The following is a 24,960-nucleotide window of genomic DNA, read 5'->3' as shown; positions in this document are numbered from 1 at the left end:
CATGAAAGACCCTTATTTGCTGACCGCCACCGAACTGGCGGCGGCCTATCGCGCGCGCAGCCTGTCCCCCGTGGAGGCGGTGCAAAGCTGCCTGGCGCGGATCAAGGCGCTGGATGGGCATCTGCAGGCCTTCATCGAGCTGCATGAAACCGAAGCGCTGCTGGCGGCGCAGGCCGCGCACAAGGCGCTGCGGGCGGGATGTGATCTCGGGCCGCTGCATGGCGTGCCGGTGGGGTTGAAAGACCTCGTGGCGGTGCAAGGCAAGATCTGGACGGCGGGATCGAAGATCCATCTGCACCGGCGCGCGCCCTATACCGCCACGCTGGCGCAGAAGCTGATGGCGGCGGGCGCCATCTCGCTCGGCAAGCTGCACAGTGTGGAATTCGCCTTCGGCGCCTGGGGCACCAACCATCATCTCGGCACCCCGAAAAACCCCTGGAAGCCGCAGGGTCATTACACGCCGGGCGGCTCCTCTTCCGGCTCCGGCGTGGCGGTGGCGGCGCGGATGCTGCCGCTGGCGGTGGGCACGGATACTGGCGGCTCAGTCAGAATCCCCGCCGCCTTCAACGGCATCACCGGGCTGAAGGTGAGCTATGGGCGGATCAGCACGCAGGGGGTGGAAATGCTCTCGCCCTCGCTGGATACGCCCGGCCCGATGGCGCGCAGCGTCGAGGATGCGATGCTGATGTATCTCGCCATGCGCGGCCCGGATCCGCAGGATCCGGCGACGCTGGGCCTGCCGGTGGATGATCCGGCCGCCAGCCTGCATCTGGGGGTGCGCGATCTGCGGCTGGGCCGGATCGATCTGGGCGATTGCGGCTGCGCGGTCGATGCCGACATGGCGGCCGCCTACGAGGATGCGCTGCTCGGCTTCGCCCGGCTGGGGGCGAAGATCGTCACCGTGAAACTGCCGCAGACGCTGGCGGAGCTGGCCGCCTTGTCGCAGATCCTGGCCGGGGAGGCCTATGGCGCGCATGGCGATCTGGCGGAGGATCCGGACAGCCCGATGGGGCCGGCCACGCGCGCGCGCATTCTCTCCGGCCGCATATCGGTGAAGGAGTATCTGCAGCTGGTCTGGCGCCGGCAGGAGCTGACCGAGGCGTATCTGGCGGCGATCGAGCCGGTGGAGGCGCTGATCCTGCCGACCACCCCGCACCCGGCAATTCCGCTGGCCGATGTCGATGAAAGCGGCGGGCCGAGCATCTTGACCCGGCCGATCAATCTCTTCGGCGGCTGCGCGCTGGCCCTGCCGAGCGGGATGAACGGCGACGGGCTGCCGCTCTCGATCCAGATTTGCGGGCGGGCCTGTGCGGAGGCGCTGGTGCTGCGCATCGGCCAGGCCTTTCAGCGTGCCACCACCTGGCATGAGCTGACACCCCCGGAGCTGTGAGCGCCATGAGCCGGTCCGGGCGGCATGGGCAGCGCCTGCGTTGAGGTGGCCGGCGTGCTACGGGCGCGGGGCCTTGCGTGGGCGTCAGCCCAACCCGACCGCGGCGAGAATTTTGTCGACCTGACGCTCCGAGCCATAGCGATCATACACGTCGCTGGCCGCCTTTTCCGCGATCTCCGCGTAGGCTTCGGGCTTGCTGACAAGCTCGATGGCTTCCGCAAGCGCGAAATCCCATTCATGGGCCCGCGCCAGGCGCCCGGTCACGCCATCCTGGATCGCGTGGCGGAAGGGCAGTGTCGGGGTGGCGATGGTCCATGTGCCGACCGCCGCCGCTTCGAAGAATTTCAGCTCGCTTTTGCAGTTGGTGAACAGATTATCCTGCAGCGGGGCAATGTTGATTTCCACTTCGGCGATGACGCGCTGCAGGTTCAACGGGTCCTGCAACGGTAGGATTTCGACCCGATCCATGGAAGGCTGCAGCGCCTCCGAGGGCGGCGGAAACCCGACAATGCGCAGCCGCACCGAGCTGTTTTCAGCCATCAGACGCGCCAGAGCGGGGACGGCAATGGCAAAATCCTTATTATGCGTCGGCGTACCGCTGAAATATCCGATGGTGATATCACCCGTCCCCTGAAACCCGCGCTTGCGCTTGGCGGCCAGCAAGGCGCGCGAGACCTCTTCCTGATCTGGAGCAAAATAATTGGGAACGATATGCACCGGCAGATAAGGAAACGCTTGCGAGATGCGCGCCGCCAGAAACTCGTTCGTGGTGATCGCGGCTTCACACAAACGTGCCGTCGCCGCCATGCGGCCGAAATAGGCAAACCAGAAATCCCAATGCACTTCGGCATCGGTCGGCTGGTCCAGCGTGTCCAGCACCAGATGGACCTGGTTGATGTCGAACACCATATCGTCGCAGTCGAACAGCAATCTCGTACCAGCGCCGTTCGCCGCGACGATCAAGCGCGCCAACTCGGCATCGTAGCGGAACCGGCATATGACAAGCACGTCGATCCCGGACAGCTCCTTGATCAGGGCCGGAATATCCTGCCGCTCGAACCAGGCCGCGCCGATATCCGGGCGCATTTTTTCCAGCGTGGCGGGCGGGTTGAAGCAGCGATAGCGAAAGGTGCTGGTATCGCGTTTTTCATACAGCCAGGCGATCCTGGGCTTGCCACGGCGCAACGCATCGAGACGTGTGTCCAGGCTCTGATTGTCCCAGAGCATTTCTTTGGGCAAGGTTCCGTCGAGAAGATTATAGAACATCTCAGTTTGCGCGATTCAATTTTTGATCGATCAGAGACACAACGGCTTCAAGCGCCAGCGTCCAGTCGCGGTTGATATGATCGGCCTTGCGGTTTTCCTGAATGGCCGCTTCGTCCTCCGCCAGCGCCTCAAGCCGCTGCAACCCCGCCACCAAACCCTCGACGCTGGGCGAAACAGTTAAGATATTCCCTGAATAATTCAGCAAATCATACTTTCCGGGATGAGTATTGGTCAGAACCGGGACACCCGCAATGGCCATATCCAAAGGCGGATAAGAGGGGTGCGGCGTATCCATGAGCACGAATCCGGCACTCAGGCTCGCGATAAATTCCTGATAATCTCCCCAGGAGAGATGCGACACAACCTGCGGAACAACGCCACGAGCCAGCTTGAATTTCGGAATATCACGGCCTATCAGATGGATTTCCCAGCGATCCGGCGCGAAGGCGCCGACGGCAACAGCCTCGTCTAACGCCTCGATGCCACGCCAGAAAAGATTTCGCAGATTATTGGGGCGCGCATAAAAGAATAGCCGCCGCTTTACGGTGGATTTGCGCGCCTTCGCCCCGCCTGGAAAAGCCGGCTCGAACCATAACCCGTTTTCCTTGAGATTTTCGAAAGGCTCGGCGCCGGAGGTGAGATGCTGGAAAAGCCGCTCGGTGTTGATCACGGTCAGCAGCGCCGGATGGCCCATCGTCTCTGCGCAGAGCAACTGCTCGTCGCCACGCGCATAAAACAGGCGTTCATCTTCCTGAATCAGCGCGATGATACGTGACGCCGGCACAACTCCCAGTGTGGCTTTGGTCGTCCACCAGGAGGTGGTCAGAAAAATCTCATCTGCCGAAACCGGCAGTACCTTGCTTCCATCCAGCGGTGCCATCGCGGTTTCTAGCGGGCCGTGCAAACTAACATTATTGCGGCGTAGCACCTCATTGACCGCTGATGCGTCGGGCTCTTCCGTGCGCGTGACGATACGCAACGTCGCCTGGAATTTGTTGGCCAGCAACGCACCCAGGATGATGGCCGTGCCGACACCGCCGAACAGCGAGGACGGGCCGACGCTATCCGTGACCAGCGAGATACGTTTCTGCGCCGTTGCCGCCGGAAAACAATCGAATGGCTGCAGGGACGGAAACCGCGCCGCCAACAGGCTGGACACGCTCGGGAGCGACGAGGCGGGCTCGGCTGCCGGGGACAGCGCCGGGGCAATACCGGGCTCCGCCAATAATTCGATCGGCGCGGCGACAGACGCCGCTGTCCCCGGCTTGGCTTGCAGGAGGCTGTTTGGCCGGTAGAGGGCTTTGACCGCCCTTTTTAAACGCTGCCGGGCCGGAGCCGGCAATTGCGTGGCAATCCGGCGCAACGGATAGGTTGCACGCCAGCTCGTGGAATGAACGATCGCCTCTTTCTGTGCGACGGCGTCGGCCGCGATGGCGCGCAGCGCTTCAGCTTCTCCATGCTGGACCTGCAGCGCATTCGCCCGCTCGGTCATTTGCTGAAGCGATGCCCGTAGAGCCTGCAATTCATGGTCCTGGCGCGCCCTGGTCCGCCGCTCCTCGGCCAGGCCGGCTTGGCTGCGCCGCTCATGCGCGCGCTGTTCGGCCAGGTCACGCTTGGCTTTTTCAAGGGCGAGGTCGTTGGCGGCCAGCGCCGCTTTGGCGTCGTCGCCGACCTGCCGCGCATCCGAGAGCTGCCGGAATATGGCATCGACCGATTGTTCGTGCGCAAACACGCTGTCGGGCAGAGCAGGCAGTTCGGCATCCGATGCGACACCGATCAGATAGACGGCGCGCGCCAGCCCTGTCGTCGCCTCGATTGTCGTGGCATCGCGTTTCTCGTAGGTTCGCACCCCGGCGCGGCCTTCGAGGATGGCTGAGCCGATGAAGGTTCTTTGCGGCAGAACCCGCATGTTCTTGAAATGCGCCGCAAGGGCGGTTTCGAACTCGGCGCGCGAAAGTTCACGGATATGAAACGGGTTGACCCCCATGCCGATGCCGGAATGAACGAGCCTGTCGGGCGTGCTGACGATCAGAATGCCACCGGGCCGTAGAACGCGCCGGACTTCGGCCAGGAAGCGCTCGTGATCCCGAAGATGTTCCAATGTTTCGAACGAAACCACGACGTCGAAGGATGCGTCATCCAGTGGAATGGCGGTGGCGTCGCCGGAAATGAAGTTCAGATTCGATGCCGAATATTCTCTCTGCGCATGAAGATTCGCCTCCACGGCCAACTCCACGCCCACCACCTGGCGCGCAACCGTGGCCAGCATGGAACTGCCATAGCCCTCCCCGGATGCAATATCCAGCACATCGCGGTCCACGCAGAAATCGCGCGCGAAGCAATAGCGATGGAGGTGCTCAAGCTCAACCTGGCCACCGAAATCGGTGGTCAGGCGTTCACCTGAAAAGGGCAACGGGGAGGAGGGCTGCTTCAAGCGAAACATGCCATCGGGGCTACGTGCCAATTTAGAACTCCAATCACTCAGGCCGTCTCATTGGTATTGAGCAAACTAAACGATTAGTAAATAGGGCAGATAATCGTCCCAAATTTATTCGGTTTCGCACTTTATGCCCGGGTTTTGCACAGGCGAAGCCTCGGTTTTGCCGGTCTGGACGGCTCCACGCAATTCCGCTGTTCCATACCGAATCCACACCCCATTACGAAACAAGGCGCTGCGGCCGCGCTTCACTGCGCACATCTTCGGCGTCGTGGACAAGGCGGCGTCGTGGACAAGGCTTTCAAAAAACGCGAATAAAATCGTTGCGCCGTCGTTCAACCCTGCACCGCGGGGCACGCCCCGCGCCGCTCACGAGGCCTCCGCAGCCTGCGTCTCGAACCAGAACAGCCCCGCCTCATCGATGGCGATGCGATGCAGCCCCGGGCTGACCGGGAGCTGACAATAGCCGCTGAGGACCAGGCCTTCGCCGGGCAGGCGCCAGCGCACCAGGAAGCGGCCGGCCTCGAAGCTGGCGCTGAGCGCCTCCGCCGGGATGCCGGACTCGGCCGGGGCCAGGCGCACCGCCTCGCCGCGCCAGAACAGCCTGGCCTGGGTGCCGCGCGGCGCGGGGCCGCGGGGGGTGAAGGCGCGGCCGCCCAACACCAGCCTGGCCTGCTCCCCTTCGCGCCGGACCGACACGCAGACCCCGCCCAGCGCGCCCGTGAAGCGCGCGATATAGGGGGAGGCCGGGCTGCGCCAGAGATCGATCGGCGTGCCGTGCTGGCGGATCACCCCGGCTTCCAGCACCGCCACCTGGTCGGCCAGCTTCCAGCAATCCTCAGGGTCGTGGCTCACCAGAATCGCGGCAATGCCGGCGGCGCGCACGCTCTCGCGCAGCTCCTCGCGCAGCATCTCCCGGCTTTCCAGATCCAGGCTGGAGAGCGGCTCGTCCAGCAGCAGCAAACGCGGCCGGCTGGCCAGGGCACGGGCGATGCCGACCCGCTGCTGCTGGCCGCCGGAGAGCTCCGCCGGGCGGCGATGCGCCACATGCTCCACCCGCAGCCGCGCCAGCAACGCCTTTGCCGCATCGTTGCGTTTGGCCGTGCCCGCCGGCAGCGCCAGAGCGACATTCTCCAGGCAGCTCAGATGCGGCCAGAGCGCGAAATCCTGGAACACCATGCCCAGCCCCGGCGCTGCGCCGGCACAAAGCCGTGCCGGCCATCCTCCACCAGCGCGCCATTCAGGCTGATCCGCCCGGAATCGGGCCGGTCCAGCCCGGCGATCAGCCGCAGCAGCGTGGTTTTGCCGGAGCCGGACTCGCCGGCCAGCACCAGGAACTGGCCTTCCCCAAAGCCAGCTCGATGCCGCGCAGCACCTCCCGCCCGCCCAGGCGGCGGTTGAGCCCTGCGATGCTCAAACTCTGCTTCACGCAGCCTCCGGGGCGGGTTTTGTCTGGCCCAGCCGCAACGCCAGATTCAGCCCCAGCGCCAGCAGCGCCAGCGTGCCCATGCCGAGCAGCGCCAGCTGCGCGGCCTCATTGTAGCGCCCGCCCATATCGGCGGCGAGGATGGCGACACTGAGCGGCATCTGCCCCGGCACGTAGAGCAGCTCGGAGACCGGCAGCTCGAACATCACCGTCGCCACCACCAGCAGCCAGGCCTGCAGGCCGGGCGGGCCAGAAGAGCGGCTTCGATATCGATCAGCCTGGTCTGCGGCGACAGGGCGAAAATCCGCGCCGCCTCGTCCAGCCGCGCATCCAGCTGCGCCAGCGCCCCGCCGACGAGCCGGATCGCCATCGGCAGCGTCCCGGCGGCATAGGCGATGACCAGCAGCAGCACCGTGCCGTAGAGCGGGAAAATGTCATTATTGAAGGCAACGACATAGCCCGCCCGAGGACCAGCCCCGGCACCGCCATATTGGCGCTCAGCCCGGCCTGGAGCAGCGCGGCGAAGAGCGGATGCCGGCCGCGCTGCAGCTTCAGCAGCCCCATCGCCAGCCCCAGCGTCAGGCTGGCGGCGAGCGCGCCATAGCCGAGCGAGCGCGGGATCGCCGTGAACAGATCGGCCGGCGCGGCTTCGCCGAACAGCGCGACATCCGCCATCGCCAGCAGCGGCAGCGCCAGCCCCAGCCCCCAGAGCGCCAGCGCCGCCCCCACCAGCCCCGCGCGCGCCGCCCCGCGCGGCGCCTGGCGCAGGGCGCGGCGGGCCTTGCCATGCACCAGCACCGCCCGGTAGCGGCGCTGCACCGCCATCTGCAGCAGGCTCAGCATCGCCGCGGCGCCGATCAGCCACCAGCAGAGCTGCGCGGCGCCGGCGAAATCAGCCGGCGTGGTGTTGAGGCGTTGATAGATGCTGTAGGTGACCACGGGCACCTGACCGGTGACGCCGAGGGTCGCCGGAATCGAGAAATCCTGCATCGTCTCGATCGCGGCAATGGTGAAGCCAGCCGCCATCGCCGGCAGTGCCAGACGCAGGCCCAGCCCCAGCCGGCGCCAGCGCGGCAGCCGCAGCACCAGCGCCGCCTCCCGCAGCGAGGCCCCGGCCCCGGCATAGGTGGCGCGGGCGACGAACACCGAAAACGGCAGCGCCTTGACCAGATACAGGAAGGCCAGGCCGCCAGCGCCCAGGAAGGCGTGGCCAAAGGCAGAGTGGCGCATCTGCGGATGGCTGAACAGGATCAGCCAGCCGGTGGTCAGCACATAGCCGGGCATGATGAAGAGCAACCACAAGCCCAGCCCCAGCAGGCCGACCAGCCGGCCGGAGAACCGCTCCAGCGCCAGCGCCAGCGCCGCCCCGGCGGGGCCGCCACACACCCCGTCAGCACCGCCAGCCCACCCGAGTTCAGCAGCGGCCGCCAGCTCAGCGATGCCCCCTGCCCCACCCCCATCGCCAGCAAGCGGGCCAGGGGATAGACCAGCAGCAACCCAGGAGCGCGAGCAGCGCCCCGCGCAACAGCCTCATCGCGCCGACATCGTCTGGGCGAACCAGCCATTGACGGTGGTTTCCAGCTTGCCCCACACGACCGGGTCAATCGTCACGATATTCAGGCCGGAAAGCGCCGGCGCGCCCGGCAGCGGTGCCGGCGCGTCATTGGTGATCGGCCAGAAATTCCCATCCGGCCCGCCCTTTTCCTGGCGCAGCTTCTGGATGTCCGGACGCATGGCGAAGGCCAGGAACCGGGCGATTTCCTGGCGCTTGGCGGCCGAGACGCCCTTGGCTTCCACCATCACGTTCGGCAGCACATAGGCTGGGCTTGGAACGGTGATCTGATAGCCGGGATTATGCGCGGCGAAATAGAGCGCGGCGGAGGATTGCACGATGGCCAGGCTGATCGCCTGCGCCTTCAGTGCCGCCAGGGTGGCGCCGTTATCGTCGAACATATGCAGCCCGTTGGCCTTCAGCGCCTCGACATAAGCCTGCCCCTCCGGCCAGCCGCCGGCATGGGCGAGCATGCCCGCCAGCATCGGGTAGGTGGGGCCGGAAATCGAAGGATCGTTCATCCCGACCAGCCCCTGATAGGGCGCGTTGCGCAGCGCGTCCCAGCCGGTGGGCGGGCTCGCCAGCCGCGCCGGGGCGGAGATGAACACGCCCGCCAGGGTGAAGCCGGTGGGCGCAAAAGCACCATCGGCGGAAAGCAGGCTCTGGCCGGTGGCGGTGAGCTTGGAAGGGGCCGGCATGCCATGCGCCAGCAGGCCTTTCTCATCCAACGCGGCGGCGGCGGTGGCGCCGTCGAACCAGCCGATATCCCAATCCGGATGCCCGCCCTGCGCCACGATGCGCGCCAGCAGGCTGCCGGTGGAAAGCCTGATGGCGCTGACCTTGATGCCGGTCTCCTTGGTGAAGGCGGCGGCGACGGCGGGGCCGTAATCCAGCCCGCTATAGAGCACCAGACCAGGGCTGGAGGACGGCCATAGCAGCACACCGGCGATCACCAGGATGATGGCGGCAAAGCCAGCCGCGATAAGCTTGCGCATGGGAGGGGGCTACCTTGAGAGAAACAATCCGTCCGGTCAGTCGGCGTCGAAATCCTGACTGGCGCCGGGGCGGAAGATCACGACCACGGTGACGTCATAGACCCGGCCGGAAAAGCCCGCGGGCGGCGGCGGATAATGCGCGATGCGGGCGGCCTGCAGGGCCGCCTGGTCGAGCAGCGGAAAGCCGCTGGAATGTGCCAGGGCGATGTCACTCACCACACCGTTGCGATAGGTGAAGGTGATCTCGGGCGTGCCGCCTTCACGCGCCATCTGCGCGGCCTGCGGATAGACGCGGTTGGCCACCCCCTGAACGGCATTGCGCATCGCCAGGCGGAAGGCGTCCACCTCACCCTGGGACGGGGCGGGCGGCAAGGCGGGGGCCGGCGGCGCCGGCGGCGTCACCGGCTGCGGCGGTGGCGCCGGCTGCGGGCGCGGCTGTGGCGGCGCCACGTGATGCGGCACCACGTGATGCACCGGGCGCGGCGGCGGCGGCTTGGGCACGCTGGGGGCCGGCACCGGCTTGGGCGGCGGCGGGGGCGGCGCGGGGGTGGGCACCGGCGGCGGCGGTTGCGGCACCGGCGGCGGCGGCTTGGGCGCGGGCGGCGGCGGCTTGGGCGCGGGCGGCGGGGCGGCCTGGATGGTCACCTTCACCACCGCTGGCTGCTTGGCCGGCGGCGGTTGCTGATGCTGCATGGCCGGCAGCAACAGCCCCAGCGCCCCGGCCTCGAGCAGCAGCCCGGCGCCGATCGCCAGCAGGAAGCGGCGATTGGAATGCCCCTCCCCGCCCCATTCACCGGACATGCCAGCCATCATTGCGCCGCCTGCGGCTGCGCGGCGATGCCGATATCGGTCACCCCGGCCTTCTTGGCGGCGTCGATCACCGTCATGAAATGCTGGAAGGCGCTGGCCTTGTCAGCGGCGATGGTGACTTCCGTCTTGTCCGGGGCGCCATCGCCAGCGAACATGGCGCTGAGCTGGTCGGCGCTCATCACCTGGTCCTTCACCTTGATGGTGCCATCCGCCATCACATTCACGATGAATTTCGGATGCGGCAATTGCTGCGTCTGGGCGGCGTTGGGCAGCTGCATCGAAACCCCGGCATCGGGGATCATCTGCATCGTCACGATGATGAAAAACACAAGCAGGAACAGCATCACATCGATCATCGGGATGATCTCGATGCGCGCCTTGCGGCGTTCGAAATAGCGCATGGTGGGGGGTTCCGCTCAGGCCGTGGCGAACTTGGCGGCGGTGCTGGCGCCAGCACCGGTCTTGCCGGCTTGCACCACCGGGGCGCCGTCCATGCGGTTGACGATCAGCACCTTCAGCGAATCAAGCTGATGCACGACCAGCCGCACCTGGTTGGAGAGCGCATTGAACGCCGCCAGCCCCAACATGGCGATGAACAGGCCAAAGGCGGTGGCAACCAGCGCATCCGCCACGCCGCCGGTGACTTCCGCCGGGGCATGGCCGGGCGCGGCCAGCACGTTGAAGGCATGGAACATGCCGATGATGGTGCCAAACAGCCCCATCAGCGGCGCCAGGGTGATGATGGTATCCAGCAGCCAGAGCCGGCGGTCCAGGCCGGGGGCGATCAGCATCACCGCCTCATCGAGCCGGCTGTTCAGCGCCTCGGCATTGACCATGCCGGCATGGCGCAAGGCGGTATCCAGCAGCGCGGCTTCCGGCAGCTTGCCGGCGCGGTTGCGCAGCGCCACCAACTCGCCCTGACGCAAGGCCGTCTCCTGCGCGGTGGCGCGGATGACGCTCTCGCCACGCAGAATGGTGCTGCGCAGGAACCAGAAGCGGTCCAGAATCACCGCCAGCGCCAGCAGCAGCAGCACCGCCATCAGATAGAGAATCCCATCCGAATAGTTGGCCAGGTAGACGATATATTTGATGGACATGAAAAATTCTCCTTCTGCAGCGGCCGATACAACAAAGGCGATGCCAGGAAGTGTGACAAATTGGAGTCAAAACGGCGAAAAGCCCGCCGCCGCGCGGCGGGCTTCCCAGGGGAAACAATTTTAAAGCGAGGAGCCGAACCCAACCGGCACGCTCACCGAGGCGAAGGCCGAGAAGCCGGTCAGGCGCAGATAGAGCAGGTCGCCAGCGCCATTGGTGCCGTTATCGAAGATGATCTGCTTCTGGTTGGTGATGTTATCCAGGTTCAGCTTCACCTTGATCGGGTCCTTGTGGGGATTGTCGTGGTTGAAGGTGTAGCCCAGCGCGACATTCACGACATTGTACGGATCATACCAGCCGCCCGGGGACTTGCCGCCGCCGGCACTGCCCTCGGCCTGGCCGTTGGCGATGTTGGTGCCGTTATTGCCGCTATATTCGCCGCCGGTCCACTGGTCGAGCACCGAGGCGTAGATGCCGTTATGCTCGTAGATCACGCCGAAATTCGCGGTGCCTTGCGGCGCCTGGGTGATCTTCACCTCGCTCGAGGTCTTGAAGGCCTGGTTGTAGCCGGCATTGCCGAACAGCGTGATGCCATTGTCAAAACTGTAGGCCAGCTCGCCTTCGATGCCGCGATAGATCACGCCGCCCTGGTTATAATAATACTTCTGCTTGTTGATCGTCCGCGAGGCGATGTAGTTCTGGAAGTGGATATTATAGATATCCCCGCCAACCGCCCAATGCGCGTCCTGATAGGCCAGGCCGGTCTGGAAATTGATGGTGCTTTCCGGCTTCACGCTCTCGGTGGTCAGCGCCGTGGTGTAGAAGGTGTTCAGGTTCGGCGCCAGGAAGCCTTCCGCGCCCTGCACATAGCCGGTCAGGTTCGGCGAGAAGGCGTATTTCGCATCGAAGGAGGGCAGCAGCTTCGTGTAATCATGCGTGTAGCCGGTCGGCAGCTCGGTCTTCTGGTTCACCTGCGCGTTCAGCGCGCGGCGGAAATAGGCCCATTTCAGGCCGCCGGTGAGGGTCAGCTTATCGGTGACATGCCAATCCACCTGGCCGTAAGGCTGGAAGGTGTAGAGCTGGTTATGCTGCAGCCGCTCGATCGACCCATTGGCATTGTCATAACCGGGCAACTGCGCGCCAGTGGTGGTGTTGATGCCCTTGCCGCCATTGCTGTCCAGCGGATCGTAATTGACCGCGTTGGCGTTGGTCAGCGAGACATTCTGCACGAAGCGGCTATTCACCTGATGATCGAACCAGAAGCCGGTCTTGATGTCGCCCCAGCCAAAATCCTTCTGCAGGCGCTGGATGGTGCCGACGGAGCGGTAATCCATCATGAAGGTCTGGCCCGGAATCCCGGCCACCGCGGCACCGCCGGGGGTCAGCACCACCTCGTTGGGCACGGCGCCGGCGGAGACCGCCTGGGTAACGCCGTCGGCATTGGTGTCGTTGGTGTCGTCGCCGTTCAGGTCGTGATGGTAATAGGCGTAGGTGTAGATCTTGCCGTCATACAGGAAGCCGTCACCCAGCGCGGATTGCAGGTCGGCATATTCCATATCGGTGGTGATATGGTCGTTATTGAAGCGGTAATAGTTCTGCGAATTCGGATTGCCGCTGAGATTATAGTTCCAGCCCTGGGTCGCCATCTGCGAGAGCGTCGCGCCATAGACCGGGTTCTGATAGAGCTGGTTATGGTCGGCCATCAGGGTCAGGGTGGTGCGCGGGCTCAGCGGAATCACCACCTTGCCGAAGAAATTCGTGCGCTGCTGACCGGAATAGCTCAGCGCGCCATCGCTCTGCATATGCTCGGCCTCGAACACCGCCGAGGCGCCGTTGAGCGAGGAGATCGCGCCGGTATCCAGGCGCACGCTGTTATCGGAGGTGTTGTAGCTGCCATAGGAGCTGTTCAGCGTCGCGGTCGGCGTCGGCAGCGGGTTGATCGTGCGCAGCGAGATGGTGCCGCCGAAGGTGGCATCGCCCACCGTCTCCGCCTGGCCCGGGCCACGATCGACGATGGTCTGGCCGATCAGCGAATTGGTGAAGAAGGAGGTGGAGTGGTGGGTAAAGTCGTTGGAATCGCCGAAGGGGATGCCATCGAACGTGACGTTGTACTCACCATCCTGGAAGCCGCGGATGGTCGGGCCGGAGGTCTCGGAGAGGCCGGGACCGTTCGGATTGATGTTGCTGACGGAGGGCGTCAGCCGGGCGATGTCCGCGTAGCTCTCGGTGCCGGTGAGCAGATTATCCACCGTGTGCTTATCCACCAGCGAGGTCGGCTGGGTGGAGTTCAGCGGCGCCTTGGAGGGCGACTGATAGGGGGCCGTGCCCTTGGTGTTGACCAGATTGGCGGGATTGTCGGTGCCGGTGGCGAGCACCGAGCCGAGATCCAGATTGACCGGCGTGTTGGCGCTCTGCGCCATCGCACCCGGCGCGATCATTGCGCTTGCGGCAAGACCGATATAGAGGCTGCGCATGGAACAAAAGCCGCGCAGCGCCACGCGCGCCCGCGATCCCCAGAAGACAGACATCACAGAAACCTTCCTGTTGATTTTGATGTAGCGGCTACTACTAAATTTATCTGTTTGGTTGTTTTACTACTTCGTGATTCTTTTATTGCAGTTCAGCGACTCTTCAGCCGGTCGGCGCGCAGCCGCTCGCGCTGGTCGGTGAGCCGGAATATCGCGGCATAGACGGCGGTGAACGCCCCCAGGCAATTGCCGCCGACGATCAGGAACATCAGCAGAATCTGGTATTTCGCCGCGGAAATCGGGTCCATGCCGGCGAGCAGCTGGCCGGTCATGATGCCGGGCAGGGTGATGATGCCGGCGGCACTCATCACATTGATGGTGGGAATCAGCGCGGTGCGGATGGCGCGGCTGGAGGCCGCGTGCAGCGCCACGAACCGCCCCTCCCCCAGCGCCAGCCGGGCCTCGATGGAGGCGCGCTCGCGCCCCACCGTGCCGTAGAAACTGTTCAGCGCCAGCGACACCGCATTCATCACATTGCCCAGCAAAATGCCGATCAACGGCAAGGCCTCGCGCGCCGCATACCAGGGCGTGGGCCGCAGCGCGGTGGTGAGCGCCAGCACCGCGATGATCATCGAGGAGATGCCGATGGCGGTGCCGGTGGTGAGATATTGCCAGGGGCCGGGCATCCGGTAATCCTGCCGCGCCCCCACCTCGTAACTGGCGGCCGAGGCCATCACCAGCGCCGCCAGCAAGGTCAGCCAGGGGTTGGAGCGCTCGAACAGCAGCCGCAGCACGAAGCCGACCAGCATCAGCTGCACCACCATGCGCAGCGCCGCGATCAGCAAGGCGCGATGCACCCGCAAGGCGAGCAGCAGCGACAGCAGGGCGCAGATCAGGATCAGGCCGGAGGTGATGGCGAGGCTGGCCGGGGTCAGGTCGATCGGGTTCATAACGGGCGCTCGCACAGGCCGGTATTGCTCATCTCATAGCGCCGATGCGCGATGCGCCCCGCCTGCGCCTCATTATGCGTCACCACCAGCAGCCCCATGCCGCTGGCTGTCAGCTCAGCGAACAAGGCTTCCATCTTCAGCGCCGTGGCCTCATCCAGCGCCGAGGAGGGCTCATCGAGCAGCAGCACCCGGGGCTGGCGGATGATGGCGCGGATCAGCGCCATGCGCTGGCGCTCGCCGGTGGAAAGCTGGGTAACCGGCGCCTCCAGCAGCGCCTCGGCCAGGCCCAGGCGCGGCAGCAGCGCCAGGGCGGCCTCACGCGGGGCCATGTGCGCGCTCACCCGCTCCGCCCACCAGCCGGGCTCCGCCGGATTGTACATCACCTGGCGGCGCCAATGCGGGGCGGGCATCACCTCGCGGCTGACACCATCCAGGCTGAGCTGGCCCTCATTCGGGTCCAGATCCGCGATCATGCGCAAAAGCAGGCTCTTGCCGATCCCCGAGGCGCCCGAGATCACCACGCATTCGCCCCGCGCCAGGGTGAGCGCAAATGGCCCGCCGGCCAGGCCACGCAGCCCGTTGACGGCAAGCAAGGGGCCGCTCATGCCACGCCCGCTGACAAGGGCTGAGACGGAACTGTCACAGGCGAAAGGCTGGAAACAGGCCGGAAGATCAGGTAGGACATTCAGTAGCATTTGCTACATAACCACCACCCGCCTTGCAACCACTACAGAATTGACGTTTTGATGAAAGCCTCCCGCCCCCCCCGACATCCGCCCTAAACGCTCTGCCGGCCAATGATTTTTCCTCGAAGCTCGCCGCGCACGAGGCTGCCATGCCGCCCGCGATGCAACGCGTGGCCCACTACCTTGACCGCAACAAGGTCGCGGTCCTTGCCCATTCGGCGGCGGAGCTGGCGGCGATGATCGGCACCTCGGACGCCAGCGTCATCCGCACCGTGCAGGCGCTGGGCTTTCAGGGCATGGCGGAGCTGCGCCAGAGCATCGCCGCCGCCATCGGCAAATCCGCCGCCCCTTTGCAGCATATGCGCCAGACCTTCGAGGATCTGGAGGGCAAGGGCTCCTCGGCCGCGGATCTGGTCATCGACACCCATATGGAATCACTGGCGCAGCTGCAGGAACCGGCGGCGCGCGCGGAAATCCATGAGGCGATCGCGCTGCTGGGCGGGGTAGCGCGGATTGTCATCTATGCTGCCGGCCCGTCACGCCTGCTGGCGGAGTATCTGCGCCTGCTGATGGGCCGCCATGGCCAGGCCTGCAAGACCATCGGCCAGGGCGGGCTCGGCCTGGCCGATGAGCTGCTGGATCTTTCGGAACAGGACGGGCTGCTGATCCTCTCTTACGGCAAGCCCTATAAGGAAGTGTTGCTGGCGGCGAGCGAGGCGAACAAGGCGGGTGCCAAGATCGTGCTGGTGACCGACACCCCCAACACCAAACTGGCGAAGTTGGCGCAAGGGCTGATCACCGCCCGGCGCGGCCGCACCGAGCGGGTGGCGCTGCACGGCGCCACGCTGATCATTCTGGAAGCCTTGGTGATGGGGCTGGCGATTGCCAACCAGAACCGCACCATCCGGACGCTCGCCCGGCTTGGCACGCTGCGCGACGCGCTGGGGTAGAATTTTTGGTGCCGCTTTTTTTCAAAAGCGGCACCTGGAACAAAAGCTTTACGACGCCGGCTTGTAGACCAGCAGCCGCAGCGTCCCCGGCTCGAAATTATAGCGCGGCGCGAAGCCGGGATGTTTCACCTTGCCCTTGCCCTGCGGCGTGGCGGTCACCAGGAACACATCGCCATTCGCCTCATCCAGCGCCATCGTCCGCGCGCCGATCTGCGTCTTTACCGGCGCCAGCGCCTGGTAATGGTCGGCGTCGATCTCACGGATGACGGAGAGCGTGCCGGTGCTGTTGGCGCTGAACACCAGGTGCCGCTTGGCATCGAAGGCGGCGCTGTCTGAACCTTTGCCGATATTCAGCAGCGCCACCATGGCGCCGGTCTTGGCGTTCACAACCGCCAGCTTGCCGTTCTGGCAGCTGGCGAAAACCCGCATCGTGGCGGTATCCATCGCCATGCCGGTCGGCGCCGCGCAACCGGGCAGCGCGTCGCTGGTGACGAGTTTTTTCGCCTCGGTATCGACCACCGCGATCTGGTTCTTGTCATTCAGCGCCACGTAAAGCCGGCCCTGCCCATCGGCCACCAGATATTCCGGCTTGCCGGGCAGATCGATCTTGGTCTCCTGATCGGTGGCCGGGTCGAGCGCCAGCACCGCCTGGGAATCGCCCGCCGCAACGAAAATATCATGGCTGGCGGCGTCGAACACCATCCCGTCAGTATCCTCAAGCGACGGCAGCGTCTTCATAACCTTCAGCGTCGCCGGATCGAATTCTGACAGCGTCCTGGTGCCGGAGCTGTCGGTATAGCCGTCGCCGGTGGCGGGGTCGAAGGCGATGCCATGGGTATCGTCCAGCCCGGTCACGTTCCCCTGCACCTTGCCGGAGGCCATGTCCACCACGCTCACCGCCTTGCCATGGGCGATGAAAAGCTGCCCGGTGGCCGCGTGATAATGCAGATAATCCAATGTGCGGCGCCACCGAGCGGAATGCTCTGCGCCAGGCTGTAGGCGGGCGCGGCGGCATGGGCGATGGGCGCGCAGGCGGTCGAGAGGCACAGCGCCGCAAATCCGGCTTGCCAAAGATGTCGCATATCAAATCCTTTTGAGCGATGGAGAAATGAGCGCGCTATCTGTTTATCTTGAGGCTGGGGCGTCACGATCAACAGATGAGAAGGCTCGCCAAAGAAAAGCCAGAGCGGGCGGCTGTAAACCCATCTCGCTCTAATTTCATGGTTCTGAAATAAGTAGATTTCAGAACCACGATACGAGAGCAATATATGTTTATCCTGACGCGCCAGCATCAAGCTAAACACATATTGCTCTAGGCGCGGGCCTTGGTGAGTTTCAGCAGCAGCACTGGCAGCGCCAGCAGCACCAAGGGAAACTGCACCAGCAGCCCGGCGATGATGGCAATCGCCAGCGGCTGCTGCATCCCCGCCCCCTGGCCGAGATCCAGCGCCAGCGGCAGCAGCGTCAGAATCGCCGCCAGCGTCGTCATCGCGATCGGCCGCAGCCGGTTTGCCGCCGCCGTGGCGAAGGCCTCGCGGGGCGGCAGCGTCTCCAGCAGATGCTGCGCCTCGGAGACGAAGAAGATCGCCATCTCGGTGGCGATACCGACGATCATCACCATGCCCATCATCGCGGTGATGTTCAGCGGCACGCCGGTGAGGAACAGCCCGGTGAACACCGCGGTGGTGGAGAGCAGCGAGGTGCAGATGATCGCCGCCACCCAGGCGAAGCGCTCATAGAGCAGCAGCAGCAGCACGAACTCCGCCAGCAAGGCGGCGATGAACACCCGCACCAGACCGGCAAAGGCGATCTGCTGCTGCTTGTAGAGCCCGCCCAGCGTGTAGGTTACGCCGTTGCCGAGAATACCAGGCTGGGCCAGCGCCTTTTTCACTTCGGCGATGCCGGCGCCGAGCCCGGTGCCGTTGAGCCGGGCGGTGACATCCACCACCTGCTGCAAATCCTCGCGGGTGATCTCCGGCTGGCCGGAGGCGATGGAGAAGCTGGCGATGCTGGAGAGCGGCACCAGCGCGCCGGCCGGCGTCGGGATCGGCAATTGCCCCAGCTGCGTGGTGTTCAACCCCGCCGCGCCTTGCGCGCGCACGCGGATGCCGGTGAGCTGGTTGTTGCCCTCGAAGGTCGCGGCCACCGTGCCTGCCATCGCGGTCTGCAGAATCGCGGCGACCTTGCTTGGATCGAGCCCAGAGCCGCAGCGCGGGCCTGGTTGACATGGATCTCGATGGCATCGCCCGCCGGGACCACGCCGTCATCGATGGAATCCACCCCTGGATCTTGCCCAAAGCCGCCGCCACGCGCTGCGCCGCGCCTTCCAGCGCCGCCGGATCGGCCGCGGCGAGGCGCACATCGATCGGCTGCGGCGTGCCGGTCATGTCGCCCAGCTCGTCGGACATCAGCTGATGCGGATCGATCTGCACGCCCGGCACCTTCGCCGTCACCTCATTGGCGATGCGGTTCATCACCACATCGATATTGGCGCGCTGGCTGAGCGGGGTGAGGCGAATGACGAAATCGCCCTTGTTGGATTCCGCGAGATCGCCGCCAAACCCGGCGCCGGCGCGCATCGAATAGCTGGCGACGGCGGGGTCCTTGTGCAGGATCGCCTCGATCTCGCGCATCTCGCGCTCGGTCTCGGCCAGCGAGGTGCCGGGGGCGGTGAGATAATCCATCACGAACCCGCCTTCATCGAGCGAGGGCATGAAGCCGGTCTGCACGTGGCTGTAGGAGAGATAGCCCACCACCACCAGCCCCAGCACCGGCAAGGCGAGCAGGACCGGCCGGGTGAGGAAGCGGTTCAGCAGCCGCTCATGCGTGCGCCCGAGCCAGCCCTGGCCATTCTGGCCGGGGTCGGTCCAGCGGTCGAAATCCACCAGGGTCGCGGCCAGCAGCGGCACCACCAAAGCGGTGAGCAGCCAGGAGGCGAGCAGCGTGGAGGCCACGGTGATCGACAGCGCCTTGAAGAAGGCGCCGGTGACGCCGGAGAGAAAGGCCAGCGGCACGAAGACGATCAGCGTCGCCGCGGAGGAGCCGGTCAGCGGCCGCAAAAATGCGCTCCCCGCCTGCAACACCCAGAACCGCCCGGCGCCGCGCGCGGGATGGCCGCTGCGATGCGCGATGAACTCGATCATCACGATCACATCGTCGATCACCAGCCCGACCGAGGCCGCCAGACCGCCCAGCGTCATGATGTTGAAGCTGAGCCCGGCCATCGAGAGCACCATCACCGCCGCCGCCAGCGAGGCCGGCACGATGGTGATGGCCAGCAGCGTGATCCGGCCATTGCGCAGGAACAGATACAGCACCCCGGCGGCCAGCACGATGCCGATCAGGATCGCATCGCGCACGGAGCCTGCCGCGGCCAGCACCAGCGTGCTCTGGTCGTACCATTTGCTCACACTGACACCGGGCGGAATCTGCCCCTTGAACCCGGCCAGCGCCTTATCGACGGCCTTGGCGGTGGCGACCATGTCCGAGCCGGTCTGTTGGTAGAGCAGCAAGGTCACCGCCTGTTTGCCGTCGGCATCGACGCCGAGGAATTGCGGCACCACGCCCTGGCTCACCTGCGCCACGTCCCCCACATGCAGCACCCCGCCAGGGCCGGCGCGCAGCACGATATTCTTCACATCCCGCACGCCGCTGACGCTGTTATTGGTGAGCAGCAGATAGAGCAGCTGATGATCCTCGATCCGCCCGACCGATTGCAGGCTGGCCGCACCCGAGATCGCATTGACCAGATCGGTGAGGGTGAGATGCGCCGCCGCCAGCCGCGCCGGATCAGCCGAGACCTCGACCTCGCCGGTATCGCCGCCCTGGACCTGGACATGGGCGATGCCCTTCACCCCGGAGAGCAGCGGCACCAGCTGGTATTTCGCGAGGTTGCGCATTTTCACCAGGCCGACGCTGGGGGAGGTCAGCGCATAGGCCATGAACGGAAACACGTTCGGCAGCATCTGCAGAACATTGTAGCTCACCCCTGGCGGCAGGCTGGGCACGGTCTGCGCCAGGGCCGCGTTCACCCCCAGCATCGCGGTGGGCATGTTGGTGCCCCAGGCGAAATCCACCGTCAGCATCGCCGAGCCGCGCGAGGTGACGGATTTCACGTTGACCACGCCGGGCACCGCGCGCACCGCCTGCTCCACCGGTTGCGTCACCGCCAGCACCATCTGCGAGGCCGCCTGGCTGCCGGTATCGACAGTGACGCGCACGCGCGGGAAAGAGGCGTCGGGATACAGCCCGATCGGCAAGGAGATGGCGGCGCTCAGCCCGGCCAGCGCCAAGGCGGCGGCCAAAGTGAGAACGAAACGGCGATGCCGGTCCAGCCAGGCGCTGAACTTCACGAGCCAGCCCCCTGGGTGGCGGTCTGCATGCCGTCACTGAGCTGGTAGGCGCCCTGGGTGGCGATCTTCCAGGCGGGATTCAGCCCCTTGGCCGCCAGCACGCTGGTCCGGGCCCCCTGCTGCAGCAGCTCGACATCCGCCCGATGCGCGATCCCCTTGGCATCGAGCTGATACACATACAGCCCTTTCTCATCGCGCAGCACGGCCTCGTTGGGCACCTGCACGCCCTCCAGCTGCCCCGCCTGGATCTGCACCCGCACCGGTGCGCCCAGCGTCACCGGGGCGGCGGGGCGCAGCGTCACGTCGATCAGCCCGGTCTGCGCATCCAACCCGCCGGCAATGCCAACCACACGGGCGGCCACCGGGGCGCCGCCATTCAGCTTCGTCAGCGTCGCGTCATCGCCGGGCTGCAGCTGGGCGGCCTGGCTCTGCTCGAGTCCGATCTGCGCCACCAGCCCGCTTTGCGGCACGAATTTCACCAGCACGCTGCCCGCCGGCAGGCTGCCGCCCGGGGTGGCCGGCAGCGCGGTGATCAGGCCTGCCGCCGGGGCCTTCAGCGTATAGCTCTGCCCGGCGCCGGTGGCGCGCAGCGCCGCCAGGGCGCTGGCGGCGTCACGCTGCGCCTGGGTGGCGGCGGCGAGGTCGGACTTGGTGGCCAGATGCGCCGGCAGCAGCGCCGCGACATGCGCCCGCGCCGCGTTGGCGGCCGAGAGCGCATCCTGCGCCTTGGCCAGATTGGCGGCCTCGACCAGGTCCGGCCCCAGCTGGGCCAGCCCCTGGCCTTGCTGCACCGCCTCATTCGGCACCACCTGATAGCTCACCAGCACCCCGGCCGCCTTCAGCGCCAGGCTCTGCTCCGCCGTGCCGGCGATGATGCTGCCCGGCGCGTCGATCAGGCGCGGCAGGCTCTGGCTGCGAACCGCAACCGTGCTCACCGTGGCGACCGGGGTGGGGGTATTATCCGCCGGCGCGGCGGGGCTCAGAGCATACCAGGCCCCGAGCCCGGCAACGAGGATGACGGCGGCAATCAGATAGATCGGTTTCATGATGCGGGATGTTCCGTAAGCGGCTGCGTCAGGCCAAAGCCGAGCAGCGTGGCCAAAGAGAGTTCAGCGGTTTGCAACTGGGCGCGCAACGCGATGGCGCTGCGCTGCCGTTCCCCGGCCACAGCGGCGAGATTGGCGAACACCGGCCCGGCCAGCTGCCCGGCCTGGTAGAGGGACTGTGCCGAATCCGCCATCGCCCGGGCCTGCGCCGCCTGGGTTTGCGCGGTCCGCAGCTCGCTCTGCAGCAGCGCGATCTGGGCCGGCAGCGCGGCGGCGGCCCCGGCGGCATTGTCCAGCGCGCTCTGATATTGCGCCCGCAGCGCCGCCCTTGACGCCTCCGCCGCCTTGATCGCCGGACGGTTGCGGTTGAACAGCGGCAAGGTCAGGGTGAATTGCGGCCCGAAGCTCCAGACATTGGAGGTATCGCGCCCGCCCGCCCCGCCCAGGCTGAGCGGCAGGAACTGGCTGAGAATGGCGGCGCGCAATTTCTGGTCCGCCTGTTCATAGCCATAGCGCAAGGCCAGCAGATCCGGCCGGCGCTGCGCCAGGCTGGCCAGTGCCGCCTGCACCGCCGCCGGAGACGGGGCGACGATGGCGGGGGCGGCGATGGCAACCGGCGTATGCGGCTGCAGCCCCAGCAGCGCATCCAGCGCCACCTCATCCTGCTGCGCCGCCTGGGCGGTGGTGTTTTCGCTGGATTGCACACTCGCCAGCGCGCTCAGCGCCGTCACCCCCTCATTGCTGGTGAGGTTGCCGGCGGTGATCTGGGTTTGCGTCTCGCTGTTGATCCGGCTCAGCAGCGCATCGTCCTGGCGCAGGCTGGCCAGCGTCTCACGGTCGCCCGCCAGCGTCACCGCCAGCTGCTCCGCCTTCGCCGCCACCTGCCATTCCTGCCAGAGAATATCCTCATTCGTCTGTTTCAGCCCGGCGCGGGCGGCCGCCCGGTCGGCCGGGCCGGTGATCAGCGCGCCGAGATCCTGGGTGAAGGCGCCGGTCAGCGCCGGCATGCTGCCTGGCCCGCTGAGCAGGGCCGCGAACCCGCCAGTGATGCTGGGATCAGGCGGCGTCCCGGCGGCCAGCAGATTGGCCTCGCTGATCCCGCGCTGGGCCCGGGCGGCGACCAGATCCGGGTCGTTCAGCACCGCCAGCTTGGCCAGGGTTTGCGGGCTGAGCGCCCCGCTCACATCCAGCGCCGTGCCATCCGGCAGGCGGGTCCGCAGCCCGCTCACCCCGGCCCGCAGGTCCGGCGCGGCGGGCAGCGGGGCGGCATGATAGCTGGCGCACTGGGACAGGCCCAAAGCGAGCGGCAGGCACAGATAGTTCAGCAAACGGGGCTTCATGACCGCGCTCATAACCATGTCAATTTGTCCGCCGTCTATCGCCAACTATGCAGGAATTTAATTTTTGCCTTGGCCCCCGGCCGAATTGCCAGCCAGCCCGCGCGCGGCAGGCTGGGCGGCATGAAACTCCTGCTGATCGAGGATGACGCCCAGGCGGCGGCCAATCTGCGCGCCGGGCTGGCGCCGGAGGGCCACGAGATCGAACTGGCCGCCGATGGCCGGGCCGGACTGCTCGCCGCCGCCGCCGGCAGTTTCGATGTGCTGATCATCGACCGCATGCTCCCCGGGCTGGACGGGCTGGCCCTGCTGCAGACGCTGCGCGGGGCCGGCATCCACACCCCGGCTTTGTTTCTCACCGCCCTTGGCGGGCTGGATGACCGGCTGGAGGGGCTGCGCGCCGGCGGCGATGACTATATGGTCAAACCCTACGCCCTGCCGGAGCTGTCCGCCCGCCTCGGCGCGCTGGCCCGCCGCGCCCGCGCCCCTGCCCCGCCACAAGGCTGCAAATCGCGGATCTGGAGCTGGAGCGCACCACCCGCAGCGTCTGGCGGGCCGGGCAGCGGATCACGCTGAAGCCGCGCGAATATGAGGTGCTGGAATATCTGTTCCGGCATCGCGGCCAGGTGGTCACCAAAACCATGCTGCTGGAGGATGTCTGGGGCTTTCACTTCACCCCGCAGACCAGCATCGTCGAGGCGCAGATCAGCCGGCTGCGCGGCAAGATCGACCAGGGATTCTCGCCGCCTTTGATCCATACCTATCGCGGCGCCGGGTACAGGCTGGATGTGGCTTAACCGGGTCTGGCGGGTTCCGGGGATCAGGCTCGCCTGGGGCGTGGTGCTGGTCTGCCTGGCCGGGGCGCTGCTGGTGTTCGCCATCGTCCACCACGCCACCGAATCCAGCTGGCGCGACCAGATCGATGCGCGCGTCGCCGCCGCGCAAGCCGACATCTCTGCCGACATCGCCGCCAATCAGCTCGGCGTGGCCTGGAATGTCCGCGCCACGCTGGCCGAGGGCAGCGGCCTGCTTTATGCCGCGCTGGCGCCGGACGGCACCTGGCTGGCCGGCAATTTCCGCCCCGCCCCCGAAGTGGCGGCACACTGGACCGGGCCGAAGACGCTGCGCGGCGCGCCGGATCTCGGCCTGCCGCCGCATGTTCTGGCGATCCGCGGCACCGTGCTGAACCTGCCGCATGGCGAGCGCCTGTTCATCGCCGCCGACGCCAGCGCGCTGATGACGCTGAAAAGCCTGATCGCCCGCTCCTTCCTCGGCGTGTTCGGCACCATCATGGCGCTGGGGCTGATCATCAGCCTGCTGATCGGCCGGGCCACCACCCGCCGGCTCGATGGCTTCACCCGCACCCTGCACGATATCGTCGCCGGCGATCTCACCCAGCGCATCGCGCTGAGCCGGCATGAGGATGAATTCGACCGGCTGGCCAGGGAGGTGAACCAGGCGTTGGCGCGCATCCAGCAGCTGATGGAAAATCTGCGCCAGGTCACCAACGATATCAGCCATGATCTGCGCTCGCCTCTGGCGCGGCTGCGCGAGCATCTCGAACTTTCGCGCGCGCAGATGCAGGATGAGCGCTTCCGCGCCGTGTGCGATGAGGCGATCGCCCAGCTCGACCAGGCGCTGGCGATTTTCTCGGCCTTGCTGCGCCTGGCGGAAATCGAAGCCGGGGCGCGGCGGGCGCGGTTTCAAACGCTGGCGCTGACGTCTTTGCTGGAAACGCTCGTCGAAAGCTATGAGCCCGCCATGGCGGATGGCGGGCTGGCGCTGGAGGCACAGATCGAGCCGGGGCTGCAGCTGCTCGGCGACCGCGATCTGATCAACCAGGCCATCGCCAATCTTCTCGACAATATCCTGATCCATGCCGCCGGCGCGAAGACGGCGCGGCTCTCGGCACAGCGCCGCGACGGGCGGATCGACATCACCCTCAGCGATGATGGCCAGGGCATCCCGGCCGCGCAACGCGAGCGGGTGATGCTGCGCTTCGTCCAGCTCGACCCGACCCGGCAAGCCGGCGGCTATGGCCTCGGCCTGCCTCTGGTCAATGCGGTGGTGGCGTTGCATGGCGGCACGATGATGGTCGGGGCATCGGATGCCGGGGGCGTGAGGGTGAAGCTGAGCCTTCCCGGCGCTTAAAGACGTTTCAAGCCAACAGGTTGAAAAATTTATAAAAGTTTTTGGGGGT

At 66.2% G+C, this 24,960-nt stretch carries 22 protein-coding genes and 2 pseudogenes; 4 read left to right on the top strand and 20 right to left on the bottom strand.

Annotation, left to right across the window (positions count from 1 at the left end; genetic code table 11):
• The first annotated feature begins 1 nt into the window (after nucleotide 1).
• Complete coding sequence (locus GT370_RS19530; protein ID WP_008495436.1) at nucleotides 2-1,390, top strand: amidase; 1,389 nt, start codon at nucleotides 2-4, stop codon at nucleotides 1,388-1,390.
• An 84-nt stretch (nucleotides 1,391-1,474) separates the two neighbouring features.
• Here GT370_RS19530 and GT370_RS19525 read toward each other — a convergent pair whose 3' ends face one another.
• From GT370_RS19525 to GT370_RS19460, 14 genes are all read right to left on the bottom strand, one after another.
• On the bottom strand, nucleotides 1,475-2,656 hold the full coding sequence (locus tag GT370_RS19525; protein WP_008495435.1) for a glycosyltransferase: 1,182 nt from the start codon (nucleotides 2,654-2,656) through the stop codon (nucleotides 1,475-1,477).
• Between the two features lies 1 nt (nucleotide 2,657).
• The gene (locus tag GT370_RS19520) at nucleotides 2,658-5,090 is read right to left on the bottom strand and encodes a rhamnosyltransferase WsaF family glycosyltransferase (RefSeq protein WP_270183605.1); all 2,433 of its coding nucleotides are present in this window, start codon (nucleotides 5,088-5,090) and stop codon (nucleotides 2,658-2,660) included.
• 114 nt (nucleotides 5,091-5,204) lie between these two features.
• Nucleotides 5,205-5,432, bottom strand: coding sequence for a hypothetical protein (locus GT370_RS19515; RefSeq protein ID WP_270183604.1), 228 nt, complete (start codon nucleotides 5,430-5,432; stop codon nucleotides 5,205-5,207).
• A 30-nt stretch (nucleotides 5,433-5,462) separates the two neighbouring features.
• Nucleotides 5,463-6,272 carry an ABC transporter ATP-binding protein gene (locus GT370_RS19510; protein ID WP_270183603.1) on the bottom strand — a complete coding sequence of 270 codons (810 nt, stop codon included), beginning with the start codon at nucleotides 6,270-6,272 and terminating at the stop codon, nucleotides 5,463-5,465.
• Nucleotides 6,236-6,424 carry an ATP-binding cassette domain-containing protein gene (locus GT370_RS21760; RefSeq protein ID WP_442865469.1) on the bottom strand — a complete coding sequence of 63 codons (189 nt, stop codon included), beginning with the start codon at nucleotides 6,422-6,424 and terminating at the stop codon, nucleotides 6,236-6,238. Before GT370_RS21760 ends, GT370_RS19510 begins: the two co-directional genes overlap by 37 nt.
• Before the next feature lie 94 nt (nucleotides 6,425-6,518).
• A complete protein-coding gene (locus tag GT370_RS19500; RefSeq protein WP_270183602.1) occupies nucleotides 6,519-6,737 on the bottom strand; it encodes a hypothetical protein in 219 nt (72 codons plus the stop codon).
• Nucleotides 6,738-6,792: 55 nt separating this feature from the next.
• A complete protein-coding gene (locus GT370_RS19495; RefSeq protein ID WP_270183601.1) occupies nucleotides 6,793-7,905 on the bottom strand; it encodes an ABC transporter permease subunit in 1,113 nt (370 codons plus the stop codon).
• 144 nt (nucleotides 7,906-8,049) lie between these two features.
• Nucleotides 8,050-9,066, bottom strand: a complete 1,017-nt coding sequence (locus GT370_RS19490) for an ABC transporter substrate-binding protein (RefSeq protein ID WP_008495430.1) — start codon at nucleotides 9,064-9,066, stop codon at nucleotides 8,050-8,052.
• A gap of 36 nt (nucleotides 9,067-9,102) precedes the next feature.
• Nucleotides 9,103-9,879 carry an energy transducer TonB gene (locus GT370_RS19485; RefSeq protein WP_270183600.1) on the bottom strand — a complete coding sequence of 259 codons (777 nt, stop codon included), beginning with the start codon at nucleotides 9,877-9,879 and terminating at the stop codon, nucleotides 9,103-9,105.
• Nucleotides 9,876-10,277, bottom strand: a complete 402-nt coding sequence (locus GT370_RS19480; RefSeq protein WP_008495860.1) for an ExbD/TolR family protein — start codon at nucleotides 10,275-10,277, stop codon at nucleotides 9,876-9,878. Before GT370_RS19480 ends, GT370_RS19485 begins: the two co-directional genes overlap by 4 nt.
• A gap of 15 nt (nucleotides 10,278-10,292) precedes the next feature.
• Complete coding sequence (locus tag GT370_RS19475) at nucleotides 10,293-10,973, bottom strand: MotA/TolQ/ExbB proton channel family protein (RefSeq protein WP_270183599.1); 681 nt, start codon at nucleotides 10,971-10,973, stop codon at nucleotides 10,293-10,295.
• Between the two features lie 120 nt (nucleotides 10,974-11,093).
• Nucleotides 11,094-13,499, bottom strand: a complete 2,406-nt coding sequence (locus GT370_RS19470; protein ID WP_008495427.1) for a TonB-dependent receptor — start codon at nucleotides 13,497-13,499, stop codon at nucleotides 11,094-11,096.
• 92 nt (nucleotides 13,500-13,591) lie between these two features.
• Nucleotides 13,592-14,389 (bottom strand): ABC transporter permease, encoded by a 798-nt coding sequence (locus tag GT370_RS19465; RefSeq protein ID WP_008495426.1) that lies wholly within the window; start codon nucleotides 14,387-14,389, stop codon nucleotides 13,592-13,594.
• Nucleotides 14,386-14,994, bottom strand: a complete 609-nt coding sequence (locus tag GT370_RS19460; protein WP_008495425.1) for an ABC transporter ATP-binding protein — start codon at nucleotides 14,992-14,994, stop codon at nucleotides 14,386-14,388. Before GT370_RS19460 ends, GT370_RS19465 begins: the two co-directional genes overlap by 4 nt.
• A 182-nt stretch (nucleotides 14,995-15,176) precedes the next feature.
• Here GT370_RS19460 and GT370_RS19455 point away from each other — a divergent pair, with 182 nt between their 5' ends.
• Nucleotides 15,177-16,025 carry a MurR/RpiR family transcriptional regulator gene (locus GT370_RS19455; RefSeq protein WP_270184433.1) on the top strand — a complete coding sequence of 283 codons (849 nt, stop codon included), beginning with the start codon at nucleotides 15,177-15,179 and terminating at the stop codon, nucleotides 16,023-16,025.
• A gap of 48 nt (nucleotides 16,026-16,073) precedes the next feature.
• On the opposite strand, the gene GT370_RS19450 is transcribed toward GT370_RS19455, so the two are convergent.
• From GT370_RS19450 to GT370_RS19425, 6 genes and pseudogenes are all read right to left on the bottom strand, one after another.
• Nucleotides 16,074-16,982 (bottom strand): Vgb family protein, encoded by a 909-nt coding sequence (locus GT370_RS19450; RefSeq protein ID WP_270183598.1) that lies wholly within the window; start codon nucleotides 16,980-16,982, stop codon nucleotides 16,074-16,076.
• Nucleotides 16,919-17,329 carry a hypothetical protein gene (locus GT370_RS19445; protein ID WP_270183597.1) on the bottom strand — a complete coding sequence of 137 codons (411 nt, stop codon included), beginning with the start codon at nucleotides 17,327-17,329 and terminating at the stop codon, nucleotides 16,919-16,921. The genes GT370_RS19450 and GT370_RS19445 overlap by 64 nt, the downstream gene beginning before the upstream one ends.
• An 8-nt stretch (nucleotides 17,330-17,337) precedes the next feature.
• The gene (locus GT370_RS19440) at nucleotides 17,338-18,183 is read right to left on the bottom strand and encodes an efflux RND transporter permease subunit (protein WP_270183596.1); all 846 of its coding nucleotides are present in this window, start codon (nucleotides 18,181-18,183) and stop codon (nucleotides 17,338-17,340) included.
• 181 nt (nucleotides 18,184-18,364) lie between these two features.
• Nucleotides 18,365-20,377 (bottom strand): annotated as a pseudogene (locus GT370_RS19435) (efflux RND transporter permease subunit); the annotation flags it as partial.
• Complete coding sequence (locus tag GT370_RS19430; protein WP_270183595.1) at nucleotides 20,374-21,423, bottom strand: efflux RND transporter periplasmic adaptor subunit; 1,050 nt, start codon at nucleotides 21,421-21,423, stop codon at nucleotides 20,374-20,376. The pseudogene GT370_RS19435 and the gene GT370_RS19430, both read right to left, overlap by 4 nt.
• Entirely contained in the window at nucleotides 21,420-22,763 is a 1,344-nt protein-coding gene (locus tag GT370_RS19425; RefSeq protein ID WP_144052831.1) for a TolC family protein, read from the bottom strand. The genes GT370_RS19430 and GT370_RS19425 overlap by 4 nt, the downstream gene beginning before the upstream one ends.
• A 120-nt stretch (nucleotides 22,764-22,883) precedes the next feature.
• Here GT370_RS19425 and GT370_RS19420 point away from each other — a divergent pair.
• Nucleotides 22,884-23,557: pseudogene (locus GT370_RS19420) on the top strand (winged helix-turn-helix domain-containing protein).
• The gene (locus GT370_RS19415) at nucleotides 23,547-24,911 is read left to right on the top strand and encodes a sensor histidine kinase (protein ID WP_008495417.1); all 1,365 of its coding nucleotides are present in this window, start codon (nucleotides 23,547-23,549) and stop codon (nucleotides 24,909-24,911) included. Before GT370_RS19420 ends, GT370_RS19415 begins: the two are co-directional and overlap by 11 nt.
• Nucleotides 24,912-24,960 lie beyond the last annotated feature (49 nt).

It is taken from the genome of Acidocella sp. MX-AZ03, assembly GCF_027626035.1.
In the GTDB taxonomy this organism is placed as follows: domain Bacteria; phylum Pseudomonadota; class Alphaproteobacteria; order Acetobacterales; family Acetobacteraceae; genus Acidocella; species Acidocella facilis.
This window is presented reverse-complemented; position numbering and strand designations above follow the sequence as displayed.